General features: G+C 58.9%; 9 protein-coding genes. 5 read left to right on the top strand and 4 right to left on the bottom strand.

Annotated features, from left to right (window positions below; translation table 11 throughout):
- Positions 1 to 7 precede the first annotated feature (7 nt).
- The 4 genes from IAE39_RS19850 to mnxG are packed head-to-tail and all read right to left on the bottom strand — an operon-like array spanning position 8 to position 9,174.
- Positions 8 to 673, bottom strand: a complete 666-nt coding sequence (locus tag IAE39_RS19850; protein WP_201205672.1) for an SCO family protein — start codon at positions 671 to 673, stop codon at positions 8 to 10.
- A complete protein-coding gene (locus IAE39_RS19845; protein WP_201205670.1) occupies positions 670 to 1,326 on the bottom strand; it encodes an SCO family protein in 657 nt (218 codons plus the stop codon). The genes IAE39_RS19850 and IAE39_RS19845 overlap by 4 nt, the downstream gene beginning before the upstream one ends.
- Entirely contained in the window at positions 1,323 to 3,299 is a 1,977-nt protein-coding gene (locus IAE39_RS19840) for a cytochrome D1 domain-containing protein (RefSeq protein WP_201205668.1), read from the bottom strand. The genes IAE39_RS19845 and IAE39_RS19840 overlap by 4 nt, the downstream gene beginning before the upstream one ends.
- Before the next feature lie 19 nt (positions 3,300 to 3,318).
- A complete protein-coding gene (gene mnxG, locus IAE39_RS19835; RefSeq protein WP_201205666.1) occupies positions 3,319 to 9,174 on the bottom strand; it encodes a manganese-oxidizing multicopper oxidase MnxG in 5,856 nt (1,951 codons plus the stop codon).
- 833 nt (positions 9,175 to 10,007) lie between these two features.
- Here mnxG and IAE39_RS19830 point away from each other — a divergent pair.
- The 5 genes from IAE39_RS19830 to IAE39_RS30130 all read left to right on the top strand — a co-directional run bounded on the left by IAE39_RS19830 (position 10,008) and on the right by IAE39_RS30130 (position 17,321).
- Positions 10,008 to 14,570 (top strand): RHS repeat-associated core domain-containing protein, encoded by a 4,563-nt coding sequence (locus IAE39_RS19830; RefSeq protein ID WP_201205664.1) that lies wholly within the window; start codon positions 10,008 to 10,010, stop codon positions 14,568 to 14,570.
- 21 nt (positions 14,571 to 14,591) lie between these two features.
- Entirely contained in the window at positions 14,592 to 14,942 is a 351-nt protein-coding gene (locus IAE39_RS19825) for a hypothetical protein (RefSeq protein WP_201205662.1), read from the top strand.
- Positions 14,943 to 15,261: 319 nt separating this feature from the next.
- Positions 15,262 to 15,966, top strand: coding sequence for a hypothetical protein (locus IAE39_RS19820; protein ID WP_201205660.1), 705 nt, complete (start codon positions 15,262 to 15,264; stop codon positions 15,964 to 15,966).
- Positions 15,967 to 16,891: 925 nt separating this feature from the next.
- Positions 16,892 to 17,197, top strand: coding sequence for a hypothetical protein (locus IAE39_RS19815; RefSeq protein ID WP_201205658.1), 306 nt, complete (start codon positions 16,892 to 16,894; stop codon positions 17,195 to 17,197).
- The gene (locus IAE39_RS30130) at positions 17,112 to 17,321 is read left to right on the top strand and encodes an NTF2 fold immunity protein (protein WP_201205712.1); all 210 of its coding nucleotides are present in this window, start codon (positions 17,112 to 17,114) and stop codon (positions 17,319 to 17,321) included. The genes IAE39_RS19815 and IAE39_RS30130 overlap by 86 nt, the downstream gene beginning before the upstream one ends.
- Positions 17,322 to 18,108 lie beyond the last annotated feature (787 nt).

The raw sequence follows: 18,108 nt of genomic DNA, 5'->3' as shown, positions 1-18,108 counted from the left end.
ATGGCACTCACCGACCCGCCAGTGGCTGCGTCAGCAACTGCATGCGCTGGGCAATCGCCGCAGGCGGTGCATCCGGGCGAATCTTGCTCCAGCGCTTGCCGGCCACATCACCGGCAATCAGCTGTGTCGAATGCTGCTCGGGGCTGGGCAGAAACTGCCCGATGCGGCCGAGCACCAGGTCGACGCTGGCCTTGTCCCCGGTCAGGAACAGCCAGTTCGGCTCGTCCACACCCTGCTTTTCGGCAAACGCCTTGAGTGCTTCAGGGGTATCGTTCAGCGGGTCGCTGCTGATCGACACGAAGGTCACCTGGCTGGCCAGTTGCGGCCCCATGGCTTCGCGCACCTCGCGCAGCTTGCGAGTAATCAGCGGGCAGGCGTCGGTGCAGTGGGTGAAGATCACGTTGAGCATCACCACCTTGTCCTTGAGCACGTCGCTGTAAAAGCGCAGCTCGCGGCCGTTCTGGTCCTTCAGCACGGTGTCGGTGAACCAGGTCTGGGCATCGCGGGTGCCGCCGCCACTGGTCATCGCCTGCGGGGCCGGTTGTGGCACAGGTGCTTGCTGGCCATGGCCTTCGTGGGCAAATGCCACCGAGGCGAGAATCCACAGGCAGCCGCCCAGTACCAGCCAGTCGAAGCCCCGCATACCCGCGCGACGAGCGCTTGCCGTGCTCATGGTTGCACCTCATGGTGGTCGGCAATTGCCGTGCTCTTGGCATGTACCCGGCGGGCGCTGAGGCGGTTGATCTCCTCGATCAGCACCCCGGGGTCGGTGAAGCCGTAGTAGCGCGTCCAGTGCCCGCTGCGCCCGTCACCCACCAGGATCAGCGGCGGGTGCTGGCTGAGGTCGGCGCTGAAGCTGCCCAGGCCTTTGAGGGTTTCGGTGATGGCGTATGGGGTGCCGGTCAGCCAGCTCCAGCCTGGCCCCTTCTGGAAAGCCTTGGCGTAGTTCTGCAGGCGCTTGGCGTCGTCACGCTGCGGGTCGACGCTGATCGACACCAGGCGGATTTCCTCGCCCACCCGGCCGCCCAGCTGCTGCTGGACCTTGCCCATGATCGACGACACCACCGGGCACACCGTGGTGCAGCTGGTGTAGATAAAGCCCATGACCACCAGGTGGTCGCCGACCAGGTCTTTCTCCAGGCGTACCGGCATGCCGTCCTGATTCAGCAACGACACATCGGCAAAGCGCACGCTGGTCTTTTCCTGACGCGCCGCTGGCGGCTGCTCGGCATGGCCGCTGTGGTCGTGGCCGGAGTGGGCCAGGGTCAGGTTGCTGGCAAGCGCCAGGCTCAGGGCCAACAGTGTGAAAGCATGCTTGGCGTTCATCGCACATTCCTCACGTCAGTCTGGGAAGCGTTGCTTGCTGCGGCCGGCAGGACGCGCAGGCTGGTGTAGTTGTCTTCGGCAAACTTGTGCCCCAGCGAGGGCGACTGCACATGCAGGTACCAGGCGCCGGCCTCTGGCAGGGTCAGCGCCGCCTGGTACACGCCCTCGCCCACTTCCTGCAGCTGCAGGTTGCGCGGCATCGACGACGGTGCCAGGAAGTAGCGCAGGCTCAGGTCGTTCAGGCCCAGGCGTGGCTGGCCGTCGTCACCGACAATACGCACCCGTGCCGTGAAGTTGCTGTGCTGCGGCAGTGGCTGGTCAAGGCCAATGAACTCAGCATGTGCGCCTTTGCGCTTGCTGGCGTTGGGCGCCGCAGCCACTTCGGTGCTGAAGCAGTGGATGATTTGTGGCTGGTTGAGCAGGAAGGCCACGTCAAACTTGCCGGCAGCAGGCAGCTTCACCGTCGAGCCATACACCCCGGGCGCCACTTCACGCAGGCTGCGGTCGACGACAATGGCGGCACGGGCCTGGTGGCCGCGGTTGTTGTAGCCCGACATTGGCGCGTTCATGCCTTCGGCATAGAAGTAGGTGGTGGTGTCCACCGGGTTGACCACGAACACCGAATTGTCATCACGCGACACCGACAGCCCCTGGGCCAGCGGCAGGTTACCGGCCTGGCGCGGTGCCGCCGGGCCTGCCTCGAAGCTTTGCACGATGGGTGTACGGCCTTCGCCCAGGCTGGCCAGGTTGATCATGCTCACCTTCGGCGAAGCCAGGCCACGGATGTAGGCGTAACCCTTGGTAAAGGTCAGCTGGTAGGGTTCGGCCGCCACCGCAATGGTGTGGATCAGCTTGTCGGTGCTGGCGTCGATCACCAGGGCCTGGTTTTCCAGGGTGTTGAGCACGACACCGTAGCGGCCATCGCTGCTGAAGCGCATCGGCCCCAGGCCCTGCGTGGCCTTGACCGTGTGGCGCAACTGCTGGCTACGGGCATCAAACACGCGCACGCTGCCCTCTTCGCCATCCACCACATACACCGCCTGGGACAACGCCGAATAGCTGACCGACAGAGGGTGCGGGCCAACCTTGAGGGTCTTGACCAGGCGCAATTCAGGGATGTCGATGACGCTGAGGGTGCCGCTGTCTCGGTTGCTGACGTAGGCATAGCGCGAGTCAGCGCTGAAGGCGATTTCGTGGTGCCCACTGCCGGTGTTGAAGGTTTTCAGCATGCTGCGGCTGGGCACATCGATGACGGTAACCCCACCCTTGGCCGCATCGCTGCTGTTGTTGCCCACCCACAAGCGCAACTGATCGGGCTGCAAGGCCACGCGCAAGGGCTGCTCGCCAGCGTCCATGTCGGCCACACGGGTGAAGGTTTCGGTGTCGATCAACGCTACCTTGCCGCGCTCGGGTATCGATACGAACACCTGTTTGTCGTCGGCGGTGGCCACCCAGTCCATGGGTCGCCCGGGCAGGTCGATGCGCGCCATGGTGCTGGTCACGCCGCCCACCGACACGGTGGGGTCGATCACCGTCAGGCTGGCGTCGTTGTTCAGCACCAGCAGAAAGTAGCTGTTCAGGTCGAGCAGCGGCCGGGCGCCGATGCTGCTCTTGAGAAACAGTGCGACCCGCGACTTGCAGCTTTGTGCGCGGTCGCCCAGCGGGGCCGACTGCGCCGGGTCGATCCACGCCCCCGGGGCCATGCCCGACAGCGGCTGGCCGCTGGTCTGGTCGCTGACCTTGAAACGGATATTGGCGAAACCGCCTTCCTGCAGCGAGCCCCCGGCCAGTGGCCGGGCCTCGAACTCCACGGTCACGCCGTCCCGGCTGAGCCGGTGCAGGGCCTGCGGGTCGGCAGGTTCCTGCAACAGCTCACGGGGGTCGCACCAGAGCTTTTCATACGCCACGCCCAGGCCGATCAGCGCTACCCCCAACATTACCCCCAGGTAAGCAGGGCGAGTCTTCTTGTTCATGCTCGCGCTCCCCTTCTATTTACTGCGCCGGGGCCGTTGCCGGCGGCGCTTCGTTGGTCACCCGCAAGATCCCCCACAGCCCCGAGAGGTTGCCGTAGGCGGCGTAGTCGCGGAACAGGTAGTCACCCGCCACCGCGTTGGCCCCGCCGGCACTCGGCAGCATGAAGCTGAAGTGCGCCGCTGGCAGCACGCTCTCCTGCGCGCCGATGTACATGGCCATGGGGTTGTAGCCGAAGCGCACCGAACCGATACCGGGCAGGTTCATCGGGTAGCCGTTCACGTCGTTCTTCTCGGCCTGGTAGTTGTGCAGTGGCCACAGGTGGCCGTCCAGCTGGTAAGTGATGCCGCGGCTGCCACCGCTGGGCATCAGCACATGGCTGCGCACGGGCTGGCCAGGCTTGGCATACAGCACCGGCGTTTGCGGGTCGCCCCCGACCAAGGCATTGCTGTAGGCCATGTGCGCGTTGGGCACATCCGCAAAGCCAAAGCCATCGGCATGGCCAAACGGTGCATCCGGTGCCAGGCCAAAGCGCAGCCACAGCGGCTCGGTCTTGTAGTTCATGGCCATGTTGCCGTTGTCTTTCGGGTCACCTGGTACGCCATTGCCTTCAGTGGCAATACCTTCGACAGGGCGGCCGTCTGCCCAGCGCATGTTCATCGAACGCTGCCACACCGTGACCAGGTCACGATAATCGGGCTGCCCGCTGACCTTGACCGTCGCCTGCGCGCGGCTGGCAGTGTCTTCGGTCCAGGTCGCCGTCTGCGGCAAGATGCTCATGCCACCGACCAGGCCTTTTTGTGGCTGCTTGATGAAGTCGGACGGGGTCAGGTTGAGCCCACCGAACTCGATTGCCGTGGTGTTGATGTTGTCCACTGTGCGGCCCAGTTGCAGCATCGGCTTGCCTTCGCGCTCCAGGTGGCCGGCATAGTACTGGTACACCCGGCTTGGGTAAGCGCCGCTGTTACCTGCCCGGGGCGGTACGGTCTGTACCGGGTTGGCACCCACGTTGGCACCGTCGGACTTGGTGATGTCGTAGGCCAGCAGCTGCGCGTGCAGGCCCACATGGCTCGACGGCCGCATCAGGTTGTTGTTGAACGCCGTGGAGCCTTCGCTGCCAAAGCGGTCACGCTTGACCACGTTCTGCATCACGGCCGTGCTGGGCAGGTCGGGCATTACCAGCGGCAGGCGGTTTTCCAGGGTGATGCTGATGCAGTCCCCGGCGTTGGCACGCAGCACCAGCGGCTCCACCGGCACGCCGGCCTTGAGCTTGCCAGTAGTCGCGTCCAGGTCGGCCTTGCGCACGTACAGCACGGCGGTCGGGTCATGCAGCGGTGCGCTGTGGCCGCCTACGGTGAAGGTGGTGCCATCCTCTTCGTCGATTACCGTGACCTGCGGGATGCTGGTCTTGCGGCTGTTGAACACCAGGGTGCCGCCATTGGCCTTCAGCGGGCCGCCCACATGCTGGCCCACACCGGCCGGGTCGTTGATGCTGACGCCATTACGGTTTTCAAGAATGTCGTTGGCCAGTGCCGCGACAATCTCGTAGTTGCGCTTGACCGTGGTGCGGGTACCGATGCCGTTGGCGTTGGCCGTGGTTTTCGGGCAGATGCCGTCAAAGTTCACGGTATTGCGCATGGCCACCGGTTGCGGGTTGTTGGGCAAGGCGAACAGGTCCGCACGCTGTGCGGTGTAGTTGCGCATGACCCCCCAGATGCCGTTCCAGTAACCTTCCAGCGCCGCGTCCATCGAGTACAGGTAATCGCCATTGGTGGCGGCGGAACTGGAAATCATCGACACCGGTGCCATGAAGCCCATCTGTTCGGAGATGCCGATCATCTGCGAGGCCTTCCAGCCCGAGTTGGAGCTGCTGCCGAAGCCAGAACCGTTCTGCAGCCACTTGACGCCATGCAGGGTGACGTTGTGTTCCTCTTCATGACCGCCTGCATGCAGGCGCAGGCGCACGTTGTCCCCGGAATAGGTACGCAGCATTGGGGTGAAGGGGTCGCCTGGTTCGCTGCCAGCCTTGTTGATGTGCGGTGGGAACAGCGTGGTCCCGCCCGTTGGGCCAACCGCCGAGGTAATCGCCGAAGGCGCCATGTTCATGGCCGGGATTGCACGGTCGGTGCGGCTCTGCAAGGCATAGCTCAGGTCACCGCCAAGGCCGTCGGCCTGCATGCCGCGTTTGCCGTCCGGGCCTACCTTGTTCGGGTCGAATACGCGCAGGGCCAGCGGCTCGTTGCGGTAGTTGACGACGAACATGCCAGGGTCATCCACCGAAATCGCCTGCGGGCACGGCCGGCTCGGGCAACCTGGGTTCAGGCCGCCACGCGACTCCACCACCGATTCGAGCAGGCTGGATGCCTTCTGCCGCACGGGCGGGTTGATGGCGTAACGGAAGCTGTCAGCCGTGGCCGGGTAGGCCTGGCCGTTGGGGATGCCGTCAGGGCCTGCGCCCACGTACACGCCGGCTTCATAGGCATGCTGGAAGTCGCTGTACTCTAGGAAGAACTCGCGGTAGCTGTCGTTCTTGCCGTCGCCATCGTGGTCGCCGGTCTGGATCACCGCCTGCCACGAGGTTGGCCCGCCGTCCTGACGCGTGCCCGGGTTGTACAACTGTTCGCCGGTTTCGGCATGGTACCAGGTAGAACCGGCAGGTTCGGCCAGTACAGTGGCATACAGGCCAAGCTGCTGGTGCGTCGATGGGCCGAGGTGGTCGTGGGTGAAGATGGTGCCCAGGCCGCGGTCCACGTTGTGTACGTTCACCAGCGGGTCAGCGAACCAGCGCTGCATGGCCGTGCGTGCGCCCAGCCAGTCGGCCCGGCCAAAGCGGCCAAAGTACGGGTGCTGCCTGGCTTTCGGGCAGGCGGCAGTGCCGTCGCGGGTATCACCTTCGGTGCAGCCGTTGAAGGCACGAATGGCATGCACCCGCTCTACCACACTGCCGGGCGAGAGAATGCCGTCTTCGTAGTTCCAGCCGTTGGCCGAGCCGTCGGCGGCAGTCAGGTCCCACTTGGGCAGGTGGATGTGCTGGCCGATCACGTCGGTCGGGGTGCGCACCTGGTAGTCGTCCATTTCATAGACGTTGGGGATCAGGTTGGTGTGCTGGTACATGGTGCAGTCGAAGGTGTTCATGCGCATCACCAGTGGCTCTGGCGGGCGCTGCTTGGTGATCACCGGCCAGGCGTCTTCCCACAGGGCGATGATGCGCGCTTGCGGGAAGTGGTAGCCGACCTTGTTGTACACCGCGTCGAACTGGATGTTGGCGCCCTTGTAGATGCGTGGGCGGTCGGCGGTAAAGGTAGAGGCGCCGCGGAAATTCATGCCGGTCAGGCTATCGCCGCTGGCATATTCGCCCACTCCCGAAGCCTGGGTCAGGCGCTTGCCACGGTCATCCATGCACGGCTCGTAGAACGGTGCACCGGCAGTTGGCAAGGCGCCGTTGGTGCGGAACGCCTTGGCCACCGGCTGGCTGCCGGGGATCAGCGCATAGCTGGGGTGCTCAGGCATGGCGTGGAACTGCATGGCGGCCTGCTCGACATCGGTACCCTCTTCCGGCAGGTAGATCGGCTTGGCCTTGTGCACCACCTTGGTGAAGTCCAGTTTGGTGGTGATGGTTTCGGCTTCGCCGCCCGCGGACACGCCGTCCAGCGCGTGCCGGCCAAGGCCACCGTCCCAGCCATCGACCTGGTTCGCATCCAGGTTGGCCCACAGGGCTTTGCCGCTGTCTTTCAGCTGCCGGGCCAAGGCCGGGTCAAGCATGTCCAGCGGCGGGGTTGGTGGGCGGTTACCGACGCTGCTTTCCATGCCACCGATCCAGAACGGGTAGCCTGGGTTTTTCAGGGTGCCGTCGGCGTTACGGTTGGCTTCGGTGCGATCGACCAGGGCCAGCGAGCCGATAGCCTTGCGCACCGGGGCCTGGCTGGCGTGGTCGTCATCGCCCTCTTCTTCGTCATCCTCGTCGTGATCGTCGTCATTGGCGGCGACCAGCTCTTCGGACAGTTTCGGCACTACCACAACCTTGCCTGGCATCGGCGCCATGGCCTTGCCGGGCAGCGGCACGATGGCCGGGATAGGCGTGCCAGCGACGATCTCGCCATCGGGCAGCGCCCGGGCGCCTACCGCTGGCTTGCCGCTGCGCAGGGCGAACGGCGTGCTGTGGAAACCACTCTCACCCTGCCCGCTCACTTCCAGGCGGGTGCCTTCTTCGAACACGTCGTGTACCCGCCACATGGCCCACATGCCCTGGGCAAAGTGCGGGTAGAAATGGCAATGGTAAATGGCATCACCCGCTACCCGGTTACGGTTACCCGAACCACCGTTGGCGATTTCGTAGGTGTAGCCGATACCCGGGCCGATGCCTTGGGCATCGATGTAGTCGGAGTTGTCGTCATTGGGGTTGAACAGCCACTGGTGGCCGTGCAGGTGGAAGATGTGCTGTTCATGGCCATTGTGGGTGTTGCGGAACTTGGTGAAGTCACCAATGTAGCTGTGGTGCACGTTGGCAGGTTCGGCCGGGTAAAGCGCCATGTTGGCTTTTACGCCCACGGCGTTCGCGGGGGGCGTTTCACCCGGGCGGATGTTCTCCAGGCCGACGTTGGCCGGTATGTCCACCAGGGTACCGATGTCCCCTACCGTGTGGGCACTGAGGAAGAACTCCTCGTAGGCGCACGACAGGCAGTCATGCATCGGCCCCACGCCCAGGCGGTTGGCGACCACTTCGGCGCCCATGCCGCCAGAGCCGTAGTTGATCATGAACGAGTCGCGCGTCGGCTCCAGCACATGGCCCATCACCGGGTCGGCCCAGTAGCCGGGGAAGGCCTGGGTGGCAGCCACCTCATCGGCAAATTGCGAGGCAAAGTCGCGGAACGCCTCCAGGCGGTTGGGCAGCGCCGGGTTGCGCTTGCCCATGCTTTCCAGCGGGTAGGTGGCTTTGGGGAAACTGCCGTCCGGGTTGGGGCCCATGACGATGGCGTCGGTCTCACTGTTGAGGATTTCATTGCCGTTGACCATGGCAATGATCGGCTTGCCGGCCTTGCCTTCGGCGATCCACGGTTGCAGTTGCGGGTAGCGGGCTTCGTAGTCGATCACCGGCTGACCGGTGGCGGTGCGGCCGGTGGTGGCCAGGCGCATCTCTTCTTCGGTCAGGGTGTTGCGGTAAGTGCGGCCACCTTTTGGCACCACCACCACTTGGCCAAACATGCCATTGGCGACGTTGCCGGCGCCGCCCTGGCCGCCAAAGGTGGCCCCTTGGCTGGTGGCGGCGAAGGCGCCCTCGCGTTCTGCATACAGCGTGTAGCTGCGGGTATTGCCCGGCGAAACCAGGAAGTTGCCGTTGCGGCCGGTGTTGGCAGCGATATCGCCAATGCTGTTCACAGCCTGCATGCCGTTGACCTGGAAGCCGACGTGGCGATCGTTGACCTGCTCATCGGCGACGAAGTTTTCGTTGCCTTCGTTTTCGATTTCCGGCCCCTCTTCTTCACCCTCGGGCTCTTCGGCCTCGATGCCGTGCTTGTTGGGGTTGGCCTTGTAGTCGAGCAGGTTGGTCAGGTTGACGGTAAGGCAGTCACCGGCGGCCACGCGCAGCACGATCGGCCGTGGGCGCTTGTCCGGGCGCAGGGTGACCTTGCCCGGTACCGCGGCCCCGCCAATGCTGAGGGGGACGTTCTTGTCGTCCACCACATCCTCGCGCAGGGCGAACATCATGCCGTTGGCGTTTTGCGCGCCAAGGCGGTTGAACATCAGTGGCTGGTCCAGCGCCACCACGTTGGCGACCAGGGTGCGCTGGCACTGCACGGCCGCCTCGCTGGTCGACTCCCAGCCCAGCAGGGCCAGAACGAGTGATGACAGGATAGGGCCTTTGCGTGGCGTGGGCATGCTACACCTCCGGGGGCACAGGGTCTCTGCGTGGAGCTGGAGCAAGGTGTATGCCAGGTGAGGATTGTGTTTTTAATCAGGGGGTTGCGGTGACAAGCGGAACAGATTGGGGAGGAATCCCCAGTGGTATTCCCCGAATTGGGGGTGGGGGTTGCAGGTGTTCGGCGTGGTGTTTTTTGCGCCTGTGAGATCGAGCGCCGCAGTTGTTCGCCGAAACATTTTCAGCGCCTATGAGATCGAGCGCCGCCCGCGCGGCGCTTCGCGGGTAAACCCGCTCCTACATTTGTTTCGGGCCAGTTATGCCTGTGGCATTTGCGCGCGAACGCCTTGGCGCATGCCTGGATATCGTGCCGTACAAACAGGGCGGTCGCGCGGGTCTGGCACAGGATGGACTGGCCCGAAACAAATGTAGGAGCGGCTTTAGCCGCGAAGCGCCGCGCGGGCGGCGCTCGGTCCCATAGGCGCTGAAAATGTTTCGGCGAACAACTGCGGCGCTCGGTCTCACAGGCGCCGAAGATGTGGCGGCTTACCAACTAGCCCGTGTACGCAGAAATGACGCCGACAATTTCCAACACTTCGCGTCGAACTTTCCTACACGTTTTTCAGAAGCTGGACTACCGACCCGGAACCTTTGCCTCGTTAGTGTCGGGTGGTTGCACCCCGTGCAATGCACCCCATGTGCCGGCATGCGTCAAGTGGCTGCATACCGGCGTTCACCTGCCCGATGGAATGAACAGCAGGAACACTAATGAGCCCTCGACACACGCTAAGCATCACCCCGCACACCACCACTCCAGCCTCAAAGGCTAACCCCTTCACCTGGAGTGCCCGCCATGGATGAGTTATCGGGAGTCGTCGCCCCAACCGCAACCTTCGACAACGACGATGTCAACGCCAGCACCGAATTGTTGGCGCAATGGTTGACCGACCTCACCGGCGATCTGGTCAACTGGCGCACCGTTATCACCGTCGCCGAGGTTTTACCCGTCGCCGGCTCGGTGTTTGCCGCCACTGACGCCATCGGCGACATCATCCAACTCGTTCAGGGCACCCCAGAGTACCGGGCCGACCTGTTAAATTGGGTTGGCCTTGGCATCAACCTGTTCGCCATTGCACCGATACCCGGCATAGGCGCCGCTCGCAAGGTGATGCGGCCGATGTTGAAGTCCGCCCGGGCGTCCACCAAGGATGGCATTGCCCAGGCCCTGCTGATTTCGATGGAGAACGCCCTCGCCGCTGTCAGCCCGGGCGATCTGGAAAACTTCGTCAAGGAAATCGACCGGCAGCTCCAGACAATACTGGCCAGCTTTGTGCAAAAGATCGTGGAGATTTGCCAGTTCCTTGCGAACCTCATCCGCTCGGCTGCAGACGGTACCGCCAAAAGCACTGCCCTGACTGTCATCTTCCCTAGGTTACGCCTGGTTGCCGAAGCCTCCGATTACGCCAAGCGCCAGACCGGTTATGGCTTGAGCCGAGACCAACTTGGCCTCGGCCCGGACCCAAAACTGCTGGCACTGCTCGAACCCATTGCATTGCGCCTGGAAAACCTTGGCCGCATGGCCGGCGACAAGATTGCCCAGATCGGCAACAAGGCCACCCCAGGCAGCCTGGCCGCGATACTGGACACGCTCAAACGGGCCCTGGGCAAGCGCAAGCCCGTGGTGAGGCGTGCCAACGTGAGTAGCGACGGCAAGGTTACCCAAGCGCGGCGGGTGCAAATGCAGAACGGCACCGAAGCAGCCCCTCGGCAACGACCTGCCCGTGCCGACCCCAACTGCCGAAAAGCCGGGGTCGCCGGCGGCACGGGGTGCAGTATCAGTTACGCCCTGGGCAGCGAAACGATCAGCCACACCGACTTCACGCTCCCCGGCGTGTTTCCCATCGACTGGAACAGAACCTATCGCTCCACGCTGGGCGCCTACGATGACGGCCCGTTCGGCGCTCGTTGGGTTACACCCTTCTCCAGCCGTTTCGACCTGACTGACAACCGGCTTGTCTTCCACGGCATTGATGGCCGCAGCCAGCATTACGTGTTGCCCAAGATCAGCAAGTATCACCACGACCCGATCGAGGATGTGCTGATCGTGCGGCCAGACGCTGACAGGCTGGTGCTGGCGCGCGGGCATGTGACACAAGAGTTGTACCTGCGCGACGGCAATCAGTTCCGGCTGGAGCAGATCACGCAACGAGGTGGCGCGCGCATCGCGCTGTTCTACGAGCACCGCCACGCCGACCGTTCCGTGCTGTCCGACCTGGTAACCTTCCAGAACGATGTGCCTCATCAGCATATCCACACGGATATAGATGCACAGGGGCGCATCAGCGCACTCTGGCTGATGCACGAAGGCCAGCCACAACGCCAACTGGCGTCGTACACCTACGATGCGCATGGCGACCTGTGCAGCGCGAAAGATGAGCATGGGGCCGCGTGGACATACCAGTACCAGCACCACCTGGTAACCCGCTACACCGACCGCACCGGTCGCGGCATGAACCTCGAATGGCTGGGCGAAGGCGCAGATGCCAAAGCTGTTCGCGAATGGGGTGATGACGGCAGCCTGGATACCCGCCTGAGCTGGGACCCGAACATCCGCCTGACCCGCATCAAGGATGCCAACGGCAACGAGACCCTGCACTTTTGCGACATTCTCGGTTACCCGTACCGCATCATCCATCCCGACAAGAACGAAGAATGGCTCTACCGGGACGCCGCCAAGAACGTCACCCAGCACATCCACACTGATGGCAGTAGTGATGTCTACGCGTACGACGAGCGAGGCAATCTGCTCCAGCACATTCGCCCGGACGGCTCGTCGATCCACCATGCCTACGACGACCTGGACCAGCGTTTCAAGACTCGCGACGCCGAAGGTGGGCTGTGGAAATACGACTACGATCAGCGCGGCAACATCATCGAAACCCAGGACCCGCTAGAGAACAAAACCCTCTACACCTACAACAGCGACAACCTTCCCATCGGCATCACCGATGCCAACGGTGGCGAGAAGAAACTGGCGTACAACCGCGAAGGCCGGCTGATCAGCTATACCGATTGCTCGGGCAAGACCACGCAATGGAAATACGACGCTGCGGGTCAACTGGTCAAACTGATCAACGCCGCTGGCGAAGTCACCGAGTACCAGTACGAAGCCGGCCAATTGGTACTGCTTGTCCATCCGGACAAAACCACCGAGCGCTTCGAGCGCGATGCCGAAGGCCGCCTGCTCAGCCACACCGATGCCCTGTACCGACGCACTCGCTGGACCTACAACGAAGCCGGGTTGATCTATCAGCGCCATAACGCCAACAGCACCACCCTCACCTACCATTGGGACAAGCTCGGCCAGCTCGAGCGCCTGCACAACGAAAACAACAGTGAAGCCAGTTTCAAGTATGACCCCGTCGGGCGACTGTTAAAGGAAACCGGCTTCGACAAGGAAACCACCCACTACCTGTACGACAACGGCAGCAACTTGCCCACCCGCCGGGTGGATGGCGACAGGACCACACACTTTGAATATGACCCGATGGGCCGCCTCATCCAGCGCAAGGCCGGACGGCGTGGCGGTGAGCATTGGGAGGTTGAGACCTTCGCCTATGATGGCAATGGCAACCTGCTGTCAGCCAACAACGGCACCTGCCGGCTGCATTGGTTCTATGATGCTGCTGGCAACAACACGCGCGAACATCAGTGGCTGGATTATCTGGTCAAGCCACAGGTGGCCGTGTTCAAGCACGAGTACGATGCCCTCAACCAACGCATCGCCACCACCCGCCCCGATGGCCACAGGGTCAGCTGGCTGACCTATGGCAGCGGGCATCTTCTGGCCATCAATCTTGATGACCAGGAGTTGATCAGCTACGAGCGTGATGATCTGCACCGAGAGATCGGCCGCATACAGGGCAATGGCCTGATCCAGCGCCAGACCTGGAGCCCGAATGGTCAGTTGCTGGAACAGACCCTGGCGCGCCAGGGGGAGTCCAAACGCATCGCTGCGCGCAACTACCGCTATGACGAAGCGGGCCAGTTACACCACCTCAACGATTTGAACCGTGGCAATTTGCGTTATCGCTATGACCCGGTGGGCCGCTTGCTTGAAGCCAGGCTCAACTACGAAAAGGAAACGTTCGCCTTCGATCCCGCAGGCAACCTGCTGGACCCCGAGGCCCCACCAGGACCCAATCCGCACTCGCCGCGCAAGCTGATGGACAACGTGCTGCGCAGTTACTGCGGCACGCAGTATCGGTATGACGAACGCGGCAACCTGCTGGAGCGGATTGAGAACGGCAAGACCGGCAAGTTCACCTGGGACCTGTATGACCGGCTGCGACGTTACGAAGATGACCGGCTGGTTGTCGAGTTTGGCTATGACGCGTTAGGCCGCCGGGTTTACAAGGACTCACGCTCGAAATACCGCAACCGGGTACAAGCCGGGCCGGTCTGGAACGAAAACGCCAGACGCGCGCTGGATGAAGAGCTGGGCTGCGATTTGACGTTGTTTGTTTGGGACGGCGATACGCTGGCGTTTGAACAGCGAGGCCGCAATGGTAAGGGGCGTACCACCCACTACGTGTTTGAGCCGGGCACCTTTGTTCCGGTCGCGCAAGGCGTGATGAATCATATTGAGGATATGCTGCATCAGCCGAACTATGAGTTCCCATACAACATTGACCGGGATCCGGTGTGGCAGTACATGCCGGTACCTCAGTCTTTCGACGCATTTGACTGGTTCCAATGCGACCAGCTTGGCACTCCGATCGAGATCACAAGCCAAAGTGGCGAAGTAATCTGGAGAGGCATCTACAACGCATTTGGGGAAATAACAAGGGAGACGCGCCCTCGAACCACTATATCAACAACGTTCAATTCGATTCGCTTTCAAGGGCAACACTTCGACATAGAGACCAACTTACACTACAACAGGTATCGATACTACACCCCATCTACTGGTCGCTTTATCGGCATTGACCCCATTAGATTTTCCGGCGGGTTAAACTTATACTATTACGCCCCAAACACTACAGCCTGGATTGACCCACTCGGATTAGCACGCTGCCCATGCAATCCGTGTTCCGGGTATAATGTAGGCATATATAGCGATCTGAAAACCAGGTCCATGCCCGGTGACAAACTCGACATCCACCATGCGATGCAAGCTCATCCAGCCGCTCAGATCATCCCAAACTACAACTATGTATCTGCACCAGCTATTGCTGTGCCGAGAGCAGAGCACATACGTATACCAACCCGAAAAGGAGTCTATACTGGAAGTGCGAGACAGCTCCTTGCAAAAGACATCAGAGACTTAAGAGCTCACACCAGAGCGCCCAACGAGTGCCTTCAGCACTTGATAAACCTCAATAAAGAAACGTATCCTGCTTCACTGGCCAAATAAATCTTACACGACGGAAAAAAAATGACCAACGAAGACTTTCTCTCACACATAGACACTCACGTCAAAGAAGCAACAGTAAGCGACCTGATACAGATATTCACCTCACCCCCTGGACGAAACCCCGACAAAACATTGAAGGCCATTGCGGCATGGCGCTCCTCTCTCCTAGAAGAAGATGTCGAGATGATAAACACGATCATAGAAGAAACTGTAACCGCAACACTTTTTAGCTTATTCGCAGTACTTGACGGATCAAGAACCATAGATAAAGATATTGAGAAATTCATAATATCCACCAAAGACATGCAGGGCAACATTTTGCCGATAACCAATTCAGAATTTGATCTCCACAGTCACTTCGCCCCTGACTAAATGGCGACATCAACGAGACCACAAGAAGAAAAAATAGTTTCACTTTGACATAGGGTCAGAGGATATCTATATATTGCCGATTCAGATGACATTTTTGAGCATGGGGAAAGGCTATTCAAGCAGTGCGACAAACGGCATCATCCAAAGTTGAGTCGGTCAAATGGACCAGGCGGACAACAGATACTGCAACATCTTGTCTGTTGCCGCCGCTCCCAACTTACGCAGCCACATCAATGCCGATGGCACAATCACCGAGTGCCACTGTGTAGCTGGCAAACTGGTGCCTCCCCATCCCTAAAAAACCAGATGGACGACTGCTATGAGCATAGATAGCTTGCTAATCGCATTAAGCTTGGACTGTTTCTCCACTGGATTCTTCCCGCTGGACAAATCAAATATTTCAGCAAAGATTTCTCAGTGTGCAAAAAATGAAATCGAAACAATATTTGAAACCTCGAATTATTACGAAAGAGACACATCCACTGAAAGATACGCACACTCAGTCACACATTTTCTTGGCGAACTTAAAAAGCGCTCCATACCAGACCCGGCAATTACATACATCAAGCACTTATTGATACTCTTCGAGCACCAAGGCGAAGCGCTTAATGATGTAAACAATATATTCGAAGACAGGATAAATAAGCTTCTTAGACTAGAAGCCAACAAACTTTCTCCAGATTTCATTTGTGCAATTCATAAAGTACATGAGAACAACGTTTTCACTTCAAGTATGACCTGTGACCCTTGGGTGCTCGACACATTCCGCCAAAACACCACAAGCTGGGCAGTAAAATTAAAGGACAAAAAACTATTTGATGGAATAGAAGATGCTACAGAAAACCTACTACTCGAAGTATTCGAGAAATTTTCACTTCTTTCATTTTGCCAGCTAATATCTATTCCATGCAACAAAATCGAAGTCGAAGCAATACTACACAACCTAACTTACAACCTGATCAATGAAAACCCCACAAAAGAAAAAGCTCTACGCCACCTTATAGCAGGACTAACAACAAACTAAGCCGAGCTATTACAATAGAGCAGGCGGACAACAAATAATGCAGCATGATGTCGTTGCCGCCGCTCGCGACTTAAGCAGCCAGATCAATGTCGCTGGGGTGACTACCGTGTTAGCTACGTCCGAGAGCAAAAAGCTAGACTGCACATGTCAGGAGAAGACATCATGCTCAGCAAGGAAGAAAAAACAAATCATACAGAATATGATTGATTTTCTTGCAACAAATTAATACAACTCATTGGAGTTCTCCTAATATACATACCCAGTCAGCATAGATGAAAAAACACATAGGCCTGACGACGTAAAATTGATCGATCTTATGTATCAACCAGTGGAATGGGTGCAGGCGAATAATTTGAATTCTCAAAAAAAGGAAGTTCTTGAAACACTTAAGTCTTATCTAATTTTTATTGATTATAGTCAATCTAGGAGGTGACCTTAGTCACCTCCCCTACAGGCAATCAAAGAGCACGCTCAGTATCCTACAGCGATAGCCCAATGATGAAGAACCTCGTGTTAGACAGGCTATTGCGGCAAATCAAAAAATCCCTGTTGGAATTTTAGAACGCTTAGCCAAAGACGCATCCCCAAACATCAGGGAGATCGCAACTTATAATTCAAGCATGCGGAACAACCAGCAGCGATAGCGTCTATTGGCGTGGCATTCATATTTTGCGCCTATGAGATCGAGCGCCGCCCGCGCGACGCTTCGCGGGACAAGCCCGCTCCCACAACTGTTTCGGGCCAGTTTCTCCTGTGCCTTTGGCGCGCGGCCCTTGGTGCATGGCTGAAGATTGATCAAGAGAAACTGTATCCTCTTCGATATTGAAAGGAACAAACAAAGCGTATAGCGAGAGTAAAGGGTGTTACACAGAGGCAGGAATCCCCCAACCCTTGCGGCTGCCCCTACCTATAACGGAGAGCACGTATGAACCCATCTAAAAAATTACATGAGTTCTTAACATCCATGCTCGAATGGGAAACCACCTTGGACAAGCAGAAAAAAACAAAAGATTACAAAAACAACTCAGAAGTGCGCAGCAATATTCTACAAAAAAAAGGGGAGGAGCTATTGCATATATTCAAAAATCACTTGACCTCACGAGCTTTAAGAACCATTGCAAAAGGCCGACTAGACATTTTAGCCACTGCCCGTCCCCCCCGAGTACGACCAGGACGTTTTAGAGGACACGCTAGAAACCAGCGGCAGCAAAACTCTTATTTGCACGCATAACAAAAAATCTCTCCTACCCCACCGACGGTACACCCTTACAATGAAAGACGGCAAGTCGAGAATCGATAGAGTAGAGGGGCGTATCAGCGCCGACGACGATTGGCGGAAAATTAACAGTATCTAGCCAAATACCATGCAAGTATAACTGACGAAAAGAACTATCTAAAATGCCGCTAATTATTAGACTTGACTATATAATCAACCATGATGGGATAAGCGCCCAATCCACCCGCATACAAACATCAATGGAGAACCAATGGCCGGCAAGGGCAATATGGTCTTCTACCCGCTTTCCCCATTATCGAGGACAGTGCCACCTACCGCGTCAATGCTATCCCAGTGGCGCTCGACGGCATGAAGGCCGCGGGCGGCGCCAGCCTGATCGCCAGCGCAACCCCAATAAGCCTACTTACATCGAATGCGCAGAAAGGCAGTTGAGAAGATGAAAAAATCTTATAAGAAGAAGCCAGTTCCAGGTGACATCTACGCGGTGCCATTGAATAAAAACCAGACAAAGTTTGGCTACGCGAGAATGTACATCGAACCCAACGTCGCAATCTTGTCAACAATATCAATAGACGGCACACTTAAACTTAGTGACATTAGCAGCACTACCAGCCACCTAGACTGCTTATCATTCCGAACAGTCATTGAAAAAACGAGCGGCCCTATATTGGAAACATTCCTTTTAGCGACATCGACTCCGCTTGGCCCGGCCCTAAAAAACAAGTTTCAAAAATTCGCCCGAATCTGCGAATGGTGATATACAAAGGCCGCCTAATATCGGAAAAAGACTTCGGTGACTATGACTCTCTTCCGGTATTCAAAAAATTCAATGATGCACAGCTGATTTCTCAAATCCTAGGCTCTGTCTGAAATCCCAAGAAACTGAAATGTGGCCCCGGAACAGC

The sequence above is a fragment of the Pseudomonas sp. S37 genome (assembly GCF_016658545.1).
Lineage (GTDB): Bacteria > Pseudomonadota > Gammaproteobacteria > Pseudomonadales > Pseudomonadaceae > Aquipseudomonas.
This window is presented reverse-complemented; position numbering and strand designations above follow the sequence as displayed.